14 protein-coding genes are annotated in these 15371 nt (G+C 65.0%); 9 read left to right on the forward strand and 5 right to left on the reverse strand.

The annotated features are described in order from the left end of the window. Positions 1-117: 117 nt before the first annotated feature. The 4 genes from HK108_RS16655 to prfB all read right to left on the reverse strand — a co-directional run bounded on the left by HK108_RS16655 (position 118) and on the right by prfB (position 4304). Positions 118-1347 carry a M23 family metallopeptidase gene (locus HK108_RS16655; RefSeq protein WP_181272332.1) on the reverse strand — a complete coding sequence of 410 codons (1230 nt, stop codon included), beginning with the start codon at positions 1345-1347 and terminating at the stop codon, positions 118-120. A gap of 1 nt (position 1348) precedes the next feature. Further along, entirely contained in the window at positions 1349-2263 is a 915-nt protein-coding gene (ftsX, locus tag HK108_RS16660) for a permease-like cell division protein FtsX (RefSeq protein ID WP_181272333.1), read from the reverse strand. After that, entirely contained in the window at positions 2260-2949 is a 690-nt protein-coding gene (gene ftsE / locus HK108_RS16665; RefSeq protein ID WP_139908579.1) for a cell division ATP-binding protein FtsE, read from the reverse strand. The genes ftsX and ftsE overlap by 4 nt, the downstream gene beginning before the upstream one ends. A 224-nt stretch (positions 2950-3173) precedes the next feature. Then, positions 3174-4304 carry a peptide chain release factor 2 gene (gene prfB, locus HK108_RS16670; protein ID WP_181272334.1) on the reverse strand — a complete coding sequence of 377 codons (1131 nt, stop codon included), beginning with the start codon at positions 4302-4304 and terminating at the stop codon, positions 3174-3176. Between the two features lie 394 nt (positions 4305-4698). Between prfB and HK108_RS16675 the strand changes: the two genes are divergently transcribed. The 8 genes from HK108_RS16675 (at position 4699) to HK108_RS16710 (ending at position 13494) form a co-directional block, all read left to right on the forward strand. Then, positions 4699-5922, forward strand: a complete 1224-nt coding sequence (locus tag HK108_RS16675; RefSeq protein ID WP_172170906.1) for a TadA family conjugal transfer-associated ATPase — start codon at positions 4699-4701, stop codon at positions 5920-5922. Then, complete coding sequence (locus HK108_RS16680; protein WP_181272335.1) at positions 5919-6893, forward strand: type II secretion system F family protein; 975 nt, start codon at positions 5919-5921, stop codon at positions 6891-6893. The genes HK108_RS16675 and HK108_RS16680 overlap by 4 nt, the downstream gene beginning before the upstream one ends. Next, positions 6890-7828, forward strand: a complete 939-nt coding sequence (locus HK108_RS16685) for a type II secretion system F family protein (RefSeq protein WP_181272336.1) — start codon at positions 6890-6892, stop codon at positions 7826-7828. The genes HK108_RS16680 and HK108_RS16685 overlap by 4 nt, the downstream gene beginning before the upstream one ends. A gap of 84 nt (positions 7829-7912) precedes the next feature. Next, entirely contained in the window at positions 7913-8191 is a 279-nt protein-coding gene (locus HK108_RS16690) for a hypothetical protein (protein ID WP_219922520.1), read from the forward strand. A gap of 58 nt (positions 8192-8249) precedes the next feature. After that, positions 8250-8648, forward strand: coding sequence for a TadE/TadG family type IV pilus assembly protein (locus tag HK108_RS16695; protein WP_181272337.1), 399 nt, complete (start codon positions 8250-8252; stop codon positions 8646-8648). Next, complete coding sequence (locus HK108_RS16700; RefSeq protein WP_181272338.1) at positions 8641-9090, forward strand: hypothetical protein; 450 nt, start codon at positions 8641-8643, stop codon at positions 9088-9090. Before HK108_RS16695 ends, HK108_RS16700 begins: the two co-directional genes overlap by 8 nt. A gap of 1 nt (position 9091) precedes the next feature. Next, complete coding sequence (locus tag HK108_RS16705) at positions 9092-9577, forward strand: pilus assembly protein TadG-related protein (RefSeq protein WP_181272339.1); 486 nt, start codon at positions 9092-9094, stop codon at positions 9575-9577. Positions 9578-9723: 146 nt separating this feature from the next. Continuing rightward, positions 9724-13494 carry an FtsK/SpoIIIE domain-containing protein gene (locus HK108_RS16710; RefSeq protein WP_181272340.1) on the forward strand — a complete coding sequence of 1257 codons (3771 nt, stop codon included), beginning with the start codon at positions 9724-9726 and terminating at the stop codon, positions 13492-13494. On the opposite strand, the gene HK108_RS16715 is transcribed toward HK108_RS16710, so the two are convergent. After that, a complete protein-coding gene (locus HK108_RS16715; protein ID WP_181272341.1) occupies positions 13468-14508 on the reverse strand; it encodes a GNAT family N-acetyltransferase in 1041 nt (346 codons plus the stop codon). The genes HK108_RS16710 and HK108_RS16715 overlap by 27 nt on opposite strands. Before the next feature lie 44 nt (positions 14509-14552). Here HK108_RS16715 and HK108_RS16720 point away from each other — a divergent pair, with 44 nt between their 5' ends. Beyond that, positions 14553-15362, forward strand: a complete 810-nt coding sequence (locus HK108_RS16720; protein ID WP_139908654.1) for a purine-nucleoside phosphorylase — start codon at positions 14553-14555, stop codon at positions 15360-15362. Positions 15363-15371 lie beyond the last annotated feature (9 nt).

Consider the following 15371-nt stretch of genomic DNA (forward strand, 5'->3'; position numbering starts at 1 on the left):
GTATCGGATTCTCGAAGCGACGAACGTGAGGTGCGAGGCCGCTTGACAAGCATAGAAGGATCCCGACGGCGGCCCAGCCACCTCGCGCGAGGTTGCTGAGCCGCCGTCAGGTAGCAATTAGAAGATGAAGGGTTTGGGATCGACGTAGCCGCCGTTCTCCATGATCTCGAAGTGCAGGTGGCAGCCGGTCGACGCTCCCGTCGTACCGGAGTACGAGATGATGTCGCCCTTCTTGACCCTCTGCCCGTCATGGACCTTGAGCTTCGTGTTGTGGTTGTACGTCGACGCGATCGATTTGCCCTTGATCTTGCCGTGGGAGATGACGACACGGTTGCCATAACCGCCGGTCCAGCCGGAGGTGACGACGATTCCGTCGCCGGCCGAGCGGATCGGGGTTCCGCAGGGAACGCCGAAGTCCATTCCGGTGTGCAGCTTCCGTGCACCGGTGATCGGGTGGACCCGGTATCCGAACGGAGACGTCGTCGGGTATCCCTTGGCCGGGTTGGCCAGGACTCCGTCGCCGAAGACGAACTTGCCCTTCTTCTCCTGCTCTTTCTCCCATTCCCGGACCTTCTCGGCCAACCGGTCCTGCTCGGCCTTCTCATCGGCCAGCTGCTTCTCGGTCTTGTCCTTGTTGTCGGAGATCGTCTTCTCCGCATCGTCCTTCGCGGAGATGAGGTCGTTGAGACTGTCGGCCTTCTTCTTCGCATCGACCTGCGCGGCCTCTTTGGCCAGCACCGCCTCGGCGGCTTCGTCCTTGAGGTCGGAGATCTTCTCGGTCACGCCCGAGAGCCGCTCTTCGTTGTTCTTGTTCAGCGCCCGCTGTTCGGAGAGTTTGTCGATCGTGCGCTGCTGAGACCGCACCGCCGAGTCGACGCGACCGATGCCGCCGTCGGCGCTCGTACCCTCGGCCATCTGCAGCAGCATAGCCAGATCGGACGTGATGCCCGAGTTCTGGTAGGCCTGTCGTCCGATGCGCGCCGCCGAGGTCTTGTGCTTGTCGATCTCCTCCGTGCCGGATTCGATCGTGTCCTTGAGATCCTTCTGCGCGTTCTCCGCCGAGGTCAGGCGCGCGGCCATGTCCTCATCCTTCTCGATCGCCTCAGCAAGCGCATCGTCGGCGGCCTTCGATTCGGCTTCGGCATCCGGCAGCTTCTCCTGCGCCGCATCGCGTTCGGCGATGACGCGGGCGAGGTCCTCATCGAGACCTTCGAACTCCTGCTGGAGCTCCTTGACGCGTTCGTCGACCTCGCTCTTGTCGTCGCGAGGATCGGCCACCACCGAGGTGACCGGCATGACCACTGCCAGCGCAGCTGCCGTGAGGACGAGTCCGAGTCTGCGTCTCATCTCAGACCTTCGTGTACTTGTTCAGCGTGATCAGCGACGACGCTCCGGCCATGAGCACGCCGATGATGATGAGCACGGGGGTGATGAGGAGGACATCCCATCCGGAGATGAGGCTGAATCCCGTGGCCTGCGACTGCAGCCAACCGCTGACTCCGAAGTGGACGAGCAGTCCCAGGGCACCGGCGGACAGCGTCGCACCGACGGCCGAGGCGATGACGCCCTCGAGCAGGAACGGCATCTGGATGAAGGTATTCGACGCACCGACGAGCCTCATGATGCCGGTCTCCCGGCGTCTCGAGAACGCGGAGAGTCGAATGGTGGTGGCGATGAGCAGCATCGCGCACAGCAGCATGATGCCGGCGATCGCGATCGCCACGATGGTCGCGATATTGAGCACCCCGAACAGGCGGTCGAGCAGCTGATTCTGGTCGACGACCTCTTCCACCCCGGGAGTCGACGAGAACGTCTCCTTGATGATGTCGTACTTCTCGGCCTCCTTAAGTTTGACCCGGAAGGACTCGTTCATCTCGTCCTTGGGCACTGTGCCTTCGAGGCTGGTGCCCTTGAACTGCTCCTGGAAGTGCTCGTAGGCCTCGGCCTTGTCCTCGAAATAGACCTTGTCGACATAGGGGGCCAGATCGGAGCTTTCGAGTTCTGCCCGGATCTGATCCTTCTGGTCGCCCGTGACTTCACCGTCGACGCAGTTCGTCGCCTCCGAATCCGGCGGGCACAGGAATACGGAGACCTGCACGCGGTCGTACCAGAAGTCCTTCATCTGCCCGACCTGCATCTGCAGCAGGATCGCGGCACCGACGAAGAGCAGGGACACGAAGGTCACGAGCACGACGGAGATGACCATGGAGAAGTTCCGGCGCAGACCCGACCATACTTCGGAGAGGATGAAACCGGCCCTCATGAGGCGACTCCGTAGGTGCCTTCTTCGACGTCGCGGACGATTTCGCCTTCGCGCAGTTCGATGACTCTCCGGCGCATCCGGTTGACGATCTCTCCGTCGTGGGTGGCCATGAGCACCGTGGTGCCGTTGCGGTTGATCTTCTCGAGAACGTTCATGATGTCAGCGCTCGTCGCCGGGTCGAGGTTGCCCGTCGGCTCGTCGGCGAGCAGGATTCCGGGTTTGTTGACCACGGCGCGGGCGATGGCCACACGCTGCTGCTCGCCGCCGGAGAGCTCACTGGGGTACCGCTTCTCCTTGCCGGCCAGGCCCACGGTCTCAAGGACGTCGGGGACGAGGGTCGACATGGCCGCGCGGGACTTTCCGATCACCTGAAGGGCGAAGGCGACATTGGCGAACACGGTCTTGTTCGGCAGCAGGCGGAAGTCCTGGAACACGGTTCCGATCCCCCGCCGCAGGTAGGGCACCTTCCAGCTGGGCATCTTCACCACGGATTTTCCGGCAATGTGGATGCGACCGGAGCTGGGGACCTCTTCACGCAGGATGAGTCGGATGACCGTGGACTTTCCCGAGCCGGACGCCCCGACGAGGAACACGAATTCCCCGCGGTCAGCCTCGAAGGAGATGTCATCGAGTGCTTTGCGGGAACGCGTGTCGTAGGACTTCGAAACGGAGTCGAATCTGATCAAGTCGGTCTTCAATCATGTTGCGGGTGGCTCGGCCGATTCCACTGTACGTAACAGTTCCGTGATGTTCGCGGAGGCGGCCGGGCGTGTGTTGCGATCTGATGAAGTTCACAGTCGCCTCGGTGATGGTCGAAACCTCGCCGAGGCGGCCGACCCTCAGTCGGCCATCGACCGAGTGAGACGGTTCGCTACCGTTGCCCGAGGAATCAGGACCGTTGCCCGAAGAATCAGGATCCGGCCTCGGCCTCTTCGGCCATCTCCTGTTCCTTGCGCCAGCGAATGCCGGCCTCGATGAGTCCGTCGAGGTCACCGTCGAAGACGGCCGAGGGGTTGTTGACCTCGTAGCCGGTGCGCAGGTCCTTGACCATCTGGTACGGATGGGTGACGTAGGAGCGCATCTGATCACCCCAGCTGGCCTTGATATCGCCGGCCAGCTCCTTCTTCTGCGCGGCCTCTTCCTGGCGCTTGAGGTCGAGCAGTCGCGACTGGAGGACACGCATCGCGGCCTCACGGTTCTGGATCTGGGACTTCTCGTTCTGCATGCTCACGACCACACCGGTGGGGATGTGGGTAATGCGCACGGCCGAGTCAGTCGTGTTCACCGACTGCCCGCCGGGGCCCGAGGACCGGTAGACGTCGATGCGCAGATCGTTCTCGTCGATCTCGACATGGTCGGTCGATTCGATGAGCGGGACCACCTCGACGGCGGCAAAGGAGGTCTGGCGGCGGCCCTGGTTGTCGAAGGGGCTGATGCGCACGAGACGGTGAGTGCCGGCTTCGACCGACAACGTGCCGTAGGCGTAGGGCGCGTCGATCTGGATGGTCGCAGACTTGATGCCCGCACCTTCGGCATAGGAGGTGTCGAGCTCCTGGACCTTGTATCCGCGGTTCTCCGCCCACCGGACGTACATGCGGGTGAGCATCTGCGCCCAGTCGGTCGCGTCGTCGCCGCCGGCACCCGACCGCACGGTCACGACGGCGGAGCGCTCGTCGTATTCGTGGCTGAGCAGGGTCGAGATCTCGAGTTCGGCCAGCTGATCGCGCAGCTTTCTGATTTCGCGGTCGGCTTCTTCGAGCGAGTCCGAGTCGCCTTCATCCTGGGACATCTCGACGAGCAGCTCAGCGTCGTCGATCCGCTCACCGAACTTCTCGAGCTTCTCCAGGGTGCCCTGCTTGTGCGAGAGCTTGGCCGAGGTCTTCTGCGCCGAATCAGGGTCGTCCCAGAACGTCGGCGACGACGCCTGCTCCGTGAGTTCGGCAACCTCGTCGCGCAAGTTGTCCAGATCGGACACGTCGAGAATCGCTTTGTACGTCTGGCGGAGGTTGGCGATTTCAGAAGAGTAATCAGTGGAGGCCATAATGATCCGATTCTAGTGCATGCCCTCCCCCGAGCATGAAACGGCGCCGAGGCGGTCGACCGTTGAGATGTCGAGGGCTGATCGGTCGAGGCAAGCCCCGATCAGTCGCCCCGGCCCCAAAAAGCGCCGCCGGCGGGAGATCTGATTCATCCCGCCGGCGGCGCGGCTCACGTCGCTTCATACGAAGACTGGTGAGGAAAATATAGACCGAAACCCACCCTTGCGCAAGACGAAAACGCCCCGCAATGACAATCGTGAAACTACACCGTGAGCATTTGCAGAACTCATTCCCAGTTATCCACAGATTTCGGAATTCACTAGATTCTTCATTCGACTACAGATAGGTTAAACAGCAAATCACGCTGTCAATAGAATGATCAGGCAAGGGTTCAGAGTGGAAGCCACCGAAGTCATCACCAGCGAGGTTCACAAGCGGATCAGAGATCTCGATGTGGATCCCCGCGCCGATATTCAGCGCTCTCGCGAGCTCATTCGCACCGTCATCGCCGAATACGACGAACGCAGCCTCGTCGCCGATCTCCCCGTGCTCGAGGATAAAGAGGCGACGTTTCGGCACATCGATAATCAGCTCTCGGGTTTCGGTGCCCTGCAGGATTATTTCGATGATCCGCACGTCGAAGAGATCTGGGTCAACTCCCCGAGCGAGGTCTTCATCGCCGTCGACGGAATCCACCAGCTGACGACGACGAAGCTGAGTTCGGGCGAACTCGATGACCTCATCGAGCGGATGCTGCGCACCTCGGGCCGTCGCGTCGATCTCTCCCAGCCGTTTGTCGACGCCATTCTGCCCGACGGGTCCCGGCTGCATGTCGTGCTGCCCGATATCACTCGCACCCACCCGGCCGTGAATATCCGCAAGTTCATCGCCCGGCCGCGCAACCTCGCCAACCTCGTCGCTCACGGCTCACTGACTCCTGGGGCCGCCGAGTTCCTCGACGCGGCCGTGACGTGCGGTGCCAATATCCTCGTCTCCGGGGCTACTCAGGCCGGCAAAACCACTATGCTCAACGCCTTGGCCGGCTCGATACCGGCCCGCGAACGCACGATCTCCTGCGAAGAGGTCTTCGAACTCAATCTGCCCAGCCGCGACTGGGTTCCCATGCAGTGCCGCCAGCCGTCACTGGAAGGAACCGGCGAAGTCACCCTCCGCGCCCTGGTCAAAGAGGCGCTGCGCATGCGACCGACGCGCATCATCGTCGGCGAGGTCCGAGAAGCCGAAAGCCTGGACCTCCTGGTCGCGCTGAATTCCGGGTTGCCCGGGATGGGCACAATCCACGCGAACTCTGCTCGGGCGGCGATCACGAAGATCTGCACTCTGCCTCTATTGGCCGGGGCGAACATCTCCTCGGCGTTCGTCGTGCCCACCGTCGCAGTCAGCCTCGATGTCGTCGTCCACCTGCGCAGGGATCCGTCCGGAGTGCGTCGAATCGATGAGATCTGCGCGGTGCCAGGCGGAGTCGAAGGCGACGTCGTCGAACTCGACACGATCTTCCATTCGCCACGAGGACAGCTCGTTCGCGGTCAGGGGTTCGGCCACCTCGGCGAGCGATTTGCGGCCATCGGCCGCGATCTTCACGCCATTCTGGAGGCAGCGTGAGCTATTCCCAGTCCGCTCTGCTCATCGGTGCCTGCCTCGGGGCAGGACTGTTCCTCATCTGGATGTCACTGTGGCGGCGACCACAGAACAAGAGGACTCAGTCACGGTGGGTGCGCGAGCTCGATGACATGCTCACCGGGGCCGGATTCCCCAGGCTGCGGCCGGCCCACCTGCTGCTCATCTCCGTCGCAGCGTTCTGTGTCGTTGCGGTCGTCGCGACAGTGCTCACCGGATCGTGGGCGATCGCGCTGTGCTTCGGTCTGTTCGCCTCCTGGCTGCCGCATCGGGCGCTGCAGCATCGGGCGCGGAGCCGACAGGTGATGCGGCGGGAGCTGTGGCCAGAGACTCTCGACCATCTCAATTCCGGTGTCCGTGCGGGTCTGTCCCTGCCTGAAGCACTGAGCTCTCTGGCCCATCGCGGACCCGAACCGCTGCGCCCGCTGTTCGAAGTCTTCGCCGAGGAATATCGGGCCAGCGGTTCGTTCGCATTGGCATTGGAGCGCTTTCGGCAAGTCAGCGCCGACCCGGTGGCCGACCGCATCGTCGTCGCGCTCAGCGTCACCAGGCAGGTCGGCGGAAGCGATCTGGGCACCATGCTCAGAGCATTGGCTCAGTTCGTCCGCGACGATGCCCGCACTCGCAACGAGCTCTCCGCCCGGCAGCAATGGACGGTCAATGGTGCCCGACTGGCCGTCGCCGCACCGTGGGTGGTGCTCGCGTTCCTCTCCACGCGACCCGAAACGGCCGTGGCGTACAACTCCCGAACTGGGCTGATCCTCCTGGCGGCGGGCTTCGTCGTCTCTCTGCTGGCGTATCAGGCGATGAAGCGCATTGGTCGGCTCCCTTCCGAACCCAGAGTCATCGAAGGGTCCTCACTCAGCGCCGCCCACCGACGTTTCGCGGGCAGCCCCGGCGCGAGTGGCGGATTCTCGGCCGACGACAAAGACGCTGCGGACCGGCGGGCGGCATGAGTCCCCTCGGCGAGCCCCTGTCGGTCCTGGCCCTCGGACTCTTCAACGGCTTCGCCCTGTGTGTCTTCGTCCTCTCCCTCCCGCCGCTGCGCAGACCGACTCTGTCGTCGCGGATCGCACCCTATCTGCGGGATCAGGAATCCCTGATCGACATCTACGCTCCGCCGACCCCTCGCACCGAGGGGTTCTGGGGACTGGTGAAGTCCTGGCTGATCGGTTCGACCCTGTGGGTGACGTCGCGCATCACCACGGATGCGACTCTGCGGCTACGCATCGACCGCCTCGGCGGCAATGCCACGATCGAACGCTTCCGCATCAGCCAGGTGCTGAGCATCCTCGTCGGGATGATCGTCGCCGGCGGTCTGGCCGGTGCACTGTCGGCGCAGCGCGGCTTCTCCCCCATCGTCACCGTCGTCCTCGTCATCAGCGGCGGCATCGCCGGGCACGTCTTCAATGATTGGCGACTCAGCCAAGCCATCGCCCGCCACGAATTCCGTGTGCTCGCCGAATTCCCGACCGTCGCCGAGCTCCTCGCACTGTCCATCACCGCCGGTGAAGGGATCGTGGAGGCTCTCGAACGCGTGTGCCGCACCTGCTCCGGCGACCTCATCGACGAACTCCGCGCAGCCCTGGCCGCCACCCGCACCGGGACACCGTTGGTCGAAGCGCTCGATGGGATGGCCACGCGCATCGCCATCCCCGAGATCGTCCAGTTCGTCGACGGCCTCGCCGTGTCGATGACCCGCGGCACCCCGCTGGCCGAAGTCCTCCGCTCCCAGGCCGCTGACGTGCGCGAACAGTCTCGACGACGGCTGCTGGAACTGTCCGGTCGCAAAGAGATCGGGATGCTCATTCCGGTTGTCGTATTCGTGCTTCCCGTCACCGTGATCTTCGCCGTCTTCCCGTCCCTGACCGTCCTCGACCTCAGCCCGTAGCGACCGCGCTCCGCACCACCGACCACATCCCGCACTACCGACCACGCGGATCGAACCCTCGACCTCGCCGATGAAGGAGACACGATGTTCCGCCAGTTCACCTACCGCCTCGTCCCGCTCATGCTCGGGCTCATCCCGAGCCCTCCTCCGCGAGGAGGAACCACCATCACCGAGGCGGCCGAGACCGACATCGACTCAAACCTCACCGCCGATGCCGACCGTCCCGATCGCGGGGACGTTCCCGGCTGGGTCCTCATCACCCTGATGACTGCGGGGTTAGTGGTCGCGCTGTGGGCTCTGGCCGGCGAGGCCTTCACCTCGATGTTCCAAGACGCGATGAACAAGGTCCGCGGGGCCGGGTGACCCAGCTGTGACCAGTGGCGACGAGACACTACCGGGGAGTCGGAGGAGGGTTGCCTCGATGACGGTGGCAGGCGAGCACAGCGATTCGGGGTCCGCTGTCGCCGAGTTCGCCCTCATCGCCTCGCTGCTGGCCCTCATCCTGGCCGGCGCCCTACAGATCGGTCTCGTCATCCACGTCCGCAACACTGTCATCGACTCCGCCATCGCAGGGGCGAGGCAGGCGAGCCTGGCCGATCAGACTCCGCGCGACGGGCAGAAGCTCACCCGCGACCTCATCCGAGTGTCCGTGGGCGAGCGCTATGCCCAGAAGGTCACAGTCTCGACGTCACAGCGCGGTGCCGTCGAGATCGTCGAGGTGAGGGTGACGACCCCGCTGCCCGTCCTCGGGCTGTGGGGACCCGCCGAGGTCTGGGACCTGCGCGGACGATCCATCGTCGAGGACGTCGACCGTGACTGAACCCGCGTTCGTTCAGGGAGTCGCGACCGACGACGCAGACGAAGGAACGGCGGTCATCGAGTTCATCTTCGCCTCCATCGTCCTGCTCATCCCGGTCATCTACCTCATGCTCACCCTCTCCCAGCTGCAGGCGGCCAGCTATGCGACCACCTCGGCGGCGATGTCGGCCTCACGTATCGCCGCCCGCGACGCGAACCCCTCGGAGGCTCGCGCCCATGCCGTCGCGAAAATGCATTTCGCGGACTTCGGGCTGCGTGATGCGCCGACTTCCATCACCTACTCGTGTGCCGGACCCTGTGGACAGGCCGGCTCTCTCATCACCGCTCGAGTCGAGACGAAAGTGTCACTGCCCGGGTTCCCGCTCCTCTTCGGCTCCGCCCGGTCTCCACACATCACATTGCGCGCAAACCACACCGACGTCGTCGCCACAGGACATCAGTGATATGCCGACCGCGGGAGAGCACATTTTGGAGCGATGTGAGGATTCGACGCGCGGTCAGGAGTCGGATCATGATTCGGATGCCGGGTCGATCACGCCGCTGGCGATCGGCTTCGTCGTCATCGCCTTGCTGCTCGCCTTCCTCATCGCTGCCCTGACCGACCTGCACATGGCCCGCCGAGAGCTGCAGGGGCTGGCCGATTCTGCGGCGCTGGCGGCCTCGGACTCATTCGAACCGGCTCCCGGAGACGATCCCGGTCTCGTGTTCTCACCTCCAGCGGCCAAACGCGCCGCCGGACGGTACCTCGACGCAGTGCCGACTCCGAAGGACATGGGCAATCTGCGGTTGAGCGCCGACGCCGATGGAACGCATTCGGTGCGCATCCGCATCGAAGCCCGCTACTCGCCGGCGCTGCTCTCACCGTTCGTGCCCGGCCTCATCGACCTCCACGCCACCGCTTATGCCCGGGGCGCCCTGCGCCTCGACTGATCAACCCGAGCCGTCTCCACCTCGACGCTGATTCCTGTGGGCACAGGTTCCACTCACGCATCCTGAGGCTGTGGATGCCCAAAGCGTATCCACAGGGCGCATTCTCGCTCTTGCCCAAGCCATGCGCTCGCGGTGAGTCTGTGGGCATGAGAACCCTGGGACTCATCCACCGCATTGAGACGAACGGAGCCGTCACGAGCATGAGCATCGAAGCCGAATCAGCCCAACCGGCCCTCGAGATCTTCCGGTCTGCCCTCGGAGCGGAACTGACTTCCCAGGACTTGGCCGTCGGCAACCGGCTCGACAACTACAGAAGCGAGTCGATCAGCTGGGGTCATTGGCAGAGACTCAATCCCATCACTGTTGTTGGAGCGAATGTTCTGCGCACCACCGACGACTGTGCCGACTCCGCACAGACGAGCGTATCCGTCCTGGCAGGACCGGATGCGGGATTCACCCTGACGCTCGACCCACGGCGGGCCCACTTGTCTCGACTGCCCCACCCCGACTGTCTGACCATCATCGACTCCAGCATCTCCCGCGCCCCTCAGCCGCTGCGACTCGTTGCCACGGGGACTGGGCCCGCCGTAGCTCTGGGTGCGACTGTGCTCGCACCGGGCCCGTCATTCGGTTCTTCAGTCGGCACTTCTTCCTCGGCTGCCCGTTCGGCTCCGCCGATCCGGTCCCCGCCGCTGCACCACAGCAATGACATCCACATCGCCCCGAAGACGGTCGACGATCCTCGGCCGGCCAGACCCCCACAGTGGTGGACGTTCCTCATCCCCGTCGGCATCGGCGTGGTGCTGGCCGTGGCCACCGGAATGTGGTGGTTCCTGCTCTTCAGCGTCTCGGCCCCGCTCTCCGGGTGGGTTGCCTACGTGGTGGAGAAGAAGCGCTTCACCCGCGACAGCGCACAATGTCAACTTGACCGCGACGAGGCGTTGGCCGAGGCGCGGGCCAGGCTGAGGTGCCTGGAGAAGTCGCACCGTCAGATGATCTTCTCGTCCCCTGGTCTGTGTCTGGGCTTCGGGACGGTCTTCAGCGACCTCACCATCGACGAACGGCTGCAGCATGGAACAGACCACGTCGACGGTCGGATCGTCTGCACCGATATGCCGATCCGCATCGATCCACGTACGACCACGGTCACCGTCAGCGGAACACCCGCAGTCCTGCGCACCATGGCCTTCGCCTGGTTGGCCGACCGGCGATTCAGATGGCGACTGAGTCCCGAACTCTCATTGCTGCCGGAACTGGCAGGCACCGGGTTCTCCGCCGACCACGCATCGACCACTGTCGGGTCAGGGTCACGCCCAGACGCCGGCATCGACGATCCCATCTCGATCACCCTCGACGAGGCGGTTCACCCTGCCGTGCTCACGCTCACCGCCCCGCATGTTGGCTCTGCGGTCTCGCTGACGGTGGGCTCTCTCGCGCAGGCACGCACTACCTCGTCGACTGCACTCGGTGGCCCGGTGCCAGGACGGGCACTCGTCGCCACACTCATGCCGGCCGCGCGATTCGTCACTCTGCACTGTGGCCGCTCAGCCGAAAGCGGCCCCCGTGCCTGGCCCGACCACGGGCTCGGCGAGCTCTGCGACGATGCACCCGAGGCCATTCGACAACGGTGGCGGTCTCGTACCTCGGGGCCGGTGCCGATCGGGCGCGGAACCGACGGTGACGTCGGCATCGATCTGTTCTCCGACGGTCCTCACGCTCTCGTCGCCGGCACCACGGGCAGCGGAAAATCCCTGCTCCTGCAGACATGGCTGCTGTCGATGGCCCTGGCACAGCCGCCTCGGCGACTGCGTTTCGTCCTCATCGACTTCAAAGGCGGGGCCACGTTCTCACCACTGCAGGATCTGCCGCACACCGACAGTGTGCTCGACGATTTCGACTCCGGTCACGCCTTTCGCGCTCTCGTCTCCGTGCGCGCCGAGATCACCCATCGGGAGCGGCTGTTGGCCGACCACGGGTGTGCCGATGTCACCGATCTCGCCGACCCTCCACCACGACTCGTCGTCGTCATCGACGAGTTCCATGCGCTGATGGCCACCCATCCTCGCGCCGCCGACCTGCTCGAACACCTCACAGCTCTCGGTCGGTCCCTCGGCGTCCACCTCATTCTCGCCACTCAGCGCCCGATGGGCGTCGTGACCGGGCAGATGAAGGCGAACATCAACATTCGCGTGTGCCTGCGAGTGCGCGATGAGACCGATTCCTTCGACGTCATCGGCTCCGAGGCGGGCGCGTTCCTGCCCGCGGACAAGCCCGGCGCCGCCTGTCTGGACTCCGGGATCTGCGTCACCCGATTCCGCGTGGCGGTTCCTTTCGGAAATGACGCCCACACCGAGGCGGCCCTCCGCCCTCGCGTTCGTCCCTGGGTTCCGGGGCCGGTTCCGTCCCTGGCCAGCGGCGCCCACGGCGTTCACGTCGACAACATCATCGCCGCGGCTCACGACATCGCCAGGGCCGAGGACGCTTCGGCTCATCGACAGGTGGTGCTGCCTCCCTTGCCGGGACCTGAAGAGATGTCGGCCTGGGCGGCAGGGGCACTGGCCCATTCTGATGGTGAGCTCGCCGCTTCCTCTGCGGGACCGGTGACGGACGGTGGTGAATTCGCGCCGACAGTCACGGGGATCATCGATGTTCCCAGTCAGCAGCGGCAGCAGATGTGGACATTCGACCCGGACGTGGATGGTTCCACGATCCTCACAGGCGGCAGCCCGGACACCGTGGAATCCGTGCTTGCGACCATGGCACGAGCGGCCGCTCCGACCCGACGGATCATCGCGATCGGCAGGATCGCCGCGGTCCTCGACTGGGCCGAGATCAGCTGCGGATTGAGCTCGGGCTGGCGGATTCAGGCGGTGCTCGACCATCTCTCTGCCAGTGGGGGCCCGAGCAGATTCTCGCGCGCCGGTGAAAGCACAGATTCCCCGACCGGGTCGAGGCAGAGTCGACAGCCACCGAGCCTGATCGTCTGCAGCAACTGGGCCGAGTTCGTCGACTCGCTCGACCACTACTGGGCCGAACGGGCCGAACGTCTCCTCGGACAAGGTGCCGAATCGGATCTCGTGTTCCTGCTCGCCGGGTGCCGGAATATGACGAGCAGGAGCTCTCGATTCGCCACCCAGATCATCTTTCCGCCCGAGGCCGGCGAAGACGGAACGAGCGTCGGGCTCAGCCGGCAGCGATTCGCCGGTTCGTGGCCGGATCTCCGCGCCGTCATCCGCGGTCCCCGCGCGCAGGCCGCCGGCGGGGACGGTGCCGATGTGCAGTTCGCACCCAGTGACGGCGCACGATTCGATTCGTCGATGTCCGAGGCGGGCACGAGCATCTTCGGCGGATCACCCCATATTCCGGTGGCCCGAAAAGGTTTCGCTCCACGCTGGCGGGGGCTTGACCAGTCTGTGGGCATGGGCGAAGAAACCTGCGGCGGCATGTCGGGCTGCATCCCGGTCGGCGTTGATGCTTTCGACGACCTCGTGGTGTGGGATCCGCGGCGAGACGGTTCGGTGCTCACCGTTCGCGGTTCTCCGCAGAGCGGCAAGACCGGATTCGCGACGTACCTGGGCCGCCTCGGCGGGATCTCTGTTCACGATGATGCGCACATGGAATCGGAACCAACCGACTGGGATCTGCTCGACGGACGCTTCCATGTGCTCACTGTGCCGACACGGTTCACTCCCGGCTATGGTTCCCCTCTGGCCAAAGCTCAGAGTCTCGGACCGCTGCTCGTGCTCGGTGCACATACCAGGCAAGACCTCACCGGGCTCGGAGTGCTGCGGCAACCCCCGCTCGACGGGCTGCCGGGAACGGGCTGGTTCGTCACCGAGGACCAGGCCCGCCCCATCCGACTCTTCGCCCCGACAGGAGTCGAGCGTGAGTCAGCTGACGTCAGCAGGCGGTCCTGAGAGAGTCTCGTAGCGGTAGAGCTCGGTGGCGGTTCCGGAGTCGAGCAGTCGATCGGCGAGCGCCGAGATCACGGGCATTCCGCTCGTGACCTCGATGACGACATCGGCGTCGACCGACAGCCTGGCCAACAGGAGTTCGGCATCGGCGACGGCCGCGGCGAAGTCCTCACCCGTGGTGTCTGCGGCATCGTCGCGAGTCTCGAACATCGACCCGAGGATGAGCTCGGTCGGCGGTTCCTCGTCGACCTGGTCGACAACAGCGGTCCCGTCGCCGGCGGTCGAACCGGCACCCGGTTCACCGGCCGAGGGCAGAACACCGGCGGTCTCATCGGCCTCCCGCGCATAGGACACGGCGAAGGCGCTGAGTCCACCCGCCTCGGCGGTCCCGGCAGCGCCATTCAGCAGCGCGGCACCATGAGCTCCGGCCGCCTCGGAGAGGAAAGCGTTATTCACCTGTCCGATGGTCAGCGGGCCGACGGCATCGTCTCGGTTGACGGCGGTGTACCAGGCGAGGAATGCCTTCGTCAGCTTCACCGAACCGGTGGCAACGATCTCGAGGTCCTCGGCCCGACCGCCGCCGGCCGGAGGCAGAGCACCAGCGGGGACCCGGATCACGCGGGTCGTTGTCAGCGGAGTGAACCCGAGCGCCTGCGCGAAGCCCTCTCCCGGGCTGCCGGCGTGCACACGGGCACGCAGATCGAGGCCCTCGAGTGCGGTTCCCCGTGTCTCCGCGCACACTGCGTCGAAGAGTTCACGCCCCTGACCATGTCCCTGCTCCTCGGCGGCGACCTCGACGTGGACCCACGCCCGGTAGGGGTGAAGCGGGGATTCGGCGATCGCGGCGGCTCCGACGGGAACGTCGGGGACCACCTCGGCGACGACGGAGCGGATCAACGGCGAATCCGAGGACGGACGGAACAAGGACCTGGCCATATGACCGGCCGGGGTGGTCGCGTCGGCGAACACCTCATTCAGGCGCAGATCGTCACCGTCGGTCAGCTCTCGAATCGGCATGTGCTCGCTCCTTGGGCGGTGGGGAACTTGATAATCTTGGCGTCATGACTGACTTAAGCGATCCTACCGCCGCCGCGCACGCCGCGGCCACGACCATCAACGCGAACGCGGGCATCGAAGCCCATGACATCGCGCTCGTCCTCGGCTCCGGTTGGGGCGGGGCGGCGGACCTCCTCGGCGAGACCGTTGCCGAGATCTCCGCGGCGGAGGTCCCCGGATTCCACGCCCCCGCCGTCGAGGGCCACGGCGCGACGTTGCGCACGGTGCGCATCGAAGCCAGCGGCAAGCATGCGCTCGTCCTCGGATCGCGCACCCACTACTACGAGGGCAAGGGTGTCCGGGCGGTTGCCCACGGTGTGCGCACCGCCGCGGCTGCCGGCTGTTCCTCGCTGGTGCTGACGAACGGGTGCGGCGGGCTCAACCGCAATTGGGGGCCCGGCACTCCGGTGCTCATCTCCGATCACATCAATCTCACCGGCACCTCTCCGATCGAGGGCGCGAACTTCGTCGATCTCACCGATCTGTACTCCCCGCGGATGCGCGCCATCGCCAAGGAGATCGACCCGACGCTCGACGAGGGCGTGTACGCACAGTTCCGCGGACCTCATTACGAGACCCCCGCTGAGGTGCGCATGGCTGGGGTCCTCGGTGCCGATCTGGTGGGAATGTCGACGACGTTGGAGGCCATCGCCGCACGTCAGTCCGGGCTCGAACTCATGGGAATTTCGCTGGTGACGAACCTTGCCGCCGGCATCCAGGAGACCCCGCTCTCTCATGCAGAGGTCATCGAAGCCGGAGCCGCGGCCGCCCCGCGCATCTCCCGTCTGCTCGCCGACATCGTCGCGAAGCTCTGAGACGGCCAG

Source organism: Brevibacterium sediminis (genome assembly GCF_013623905.1).
In the GTDB taxonomy this organism is placed as follows: domain Bacteria; phylum Actinomycetota; class Actinomycetes; order Actinomycetales; family Brevibacteriaceae; genus Brevibacterium; species Brevibacterium sediminis.

Excerpts from the sequence above, each read along its gene's own strand:
- HK108_RS16715 (WP_181272341.1), bottom strand. The coding sequence starts at position 14,508 with ATGCCGATTCGAGAGCTGACCGACGGTGACGATCTGCGCCTGAATGAG.
- prfB (WP_181272334.1), bottom strand. The coding sequence starts at position 4,304 with ATGGCCTCCACTGATTACTCTTCTGAAATCGCCAACCTCCGCCAGACG.
- HK108_RS16655 (WP_181272332.1), bottom strand. The coding sequence starts at position 1,347 with ATGAGACGCAGACTCGGACTCGTCCTCACGGCAGCTGCGCTGGCAGTG.
- HK108_RS16705 (WP_181272339.1), top strand. The coding sequence starts at position 9,092 with ATGCCGACCGCGGGAGAGCACATTTTGGAGCGATGTGAGGATTCGACG.
- HK108_RS16690 (WP_219922520.1), top strand. The coding sequence starts at position 7,913 with ATGTTCCGCCAGTTCACCTACCGCCTCGTCCCGCTCATGCTCGGGCTC.
- HK108_RS16710 (WP_181272340.1), top strand. The coding sequence starts at position 9,724 with ATGAGAACCCTGGGACTCATCCACCGCATTGAGACGAACGGAGCCGTC.
- ftsX (WP_181272333.1), bottom strand. The coding sequence starts at position 2,263 with ATGAGGGCCGGTTTCATCCTCTCCGAAGTATGGTCGGGTCTGCGCCGG.
- HK108_RS16720 (WP_139908654.1), top strand. The coding sequence starts at position 14,553 with ATGACTGACTTAAGCGATCCTACCGCCGCCGCGCACGCCGCGGCCACG.
- HK108_RS16685 (WP_181272336.1), top strand. The coding sequence starts at position 6,890 with ATGAGTCCCCTCGGCGAGCCCCTGTCGGTCCTGGCCCTCGGACTCTTC.
- HK108_RS16695 (WP_181272337.1), top strand. The coding sequence starts at position 8,250 with ATGACGGTGGCAGGCGAGCACAGCGATTCGGGGTCCGCTGTCGCCGAG.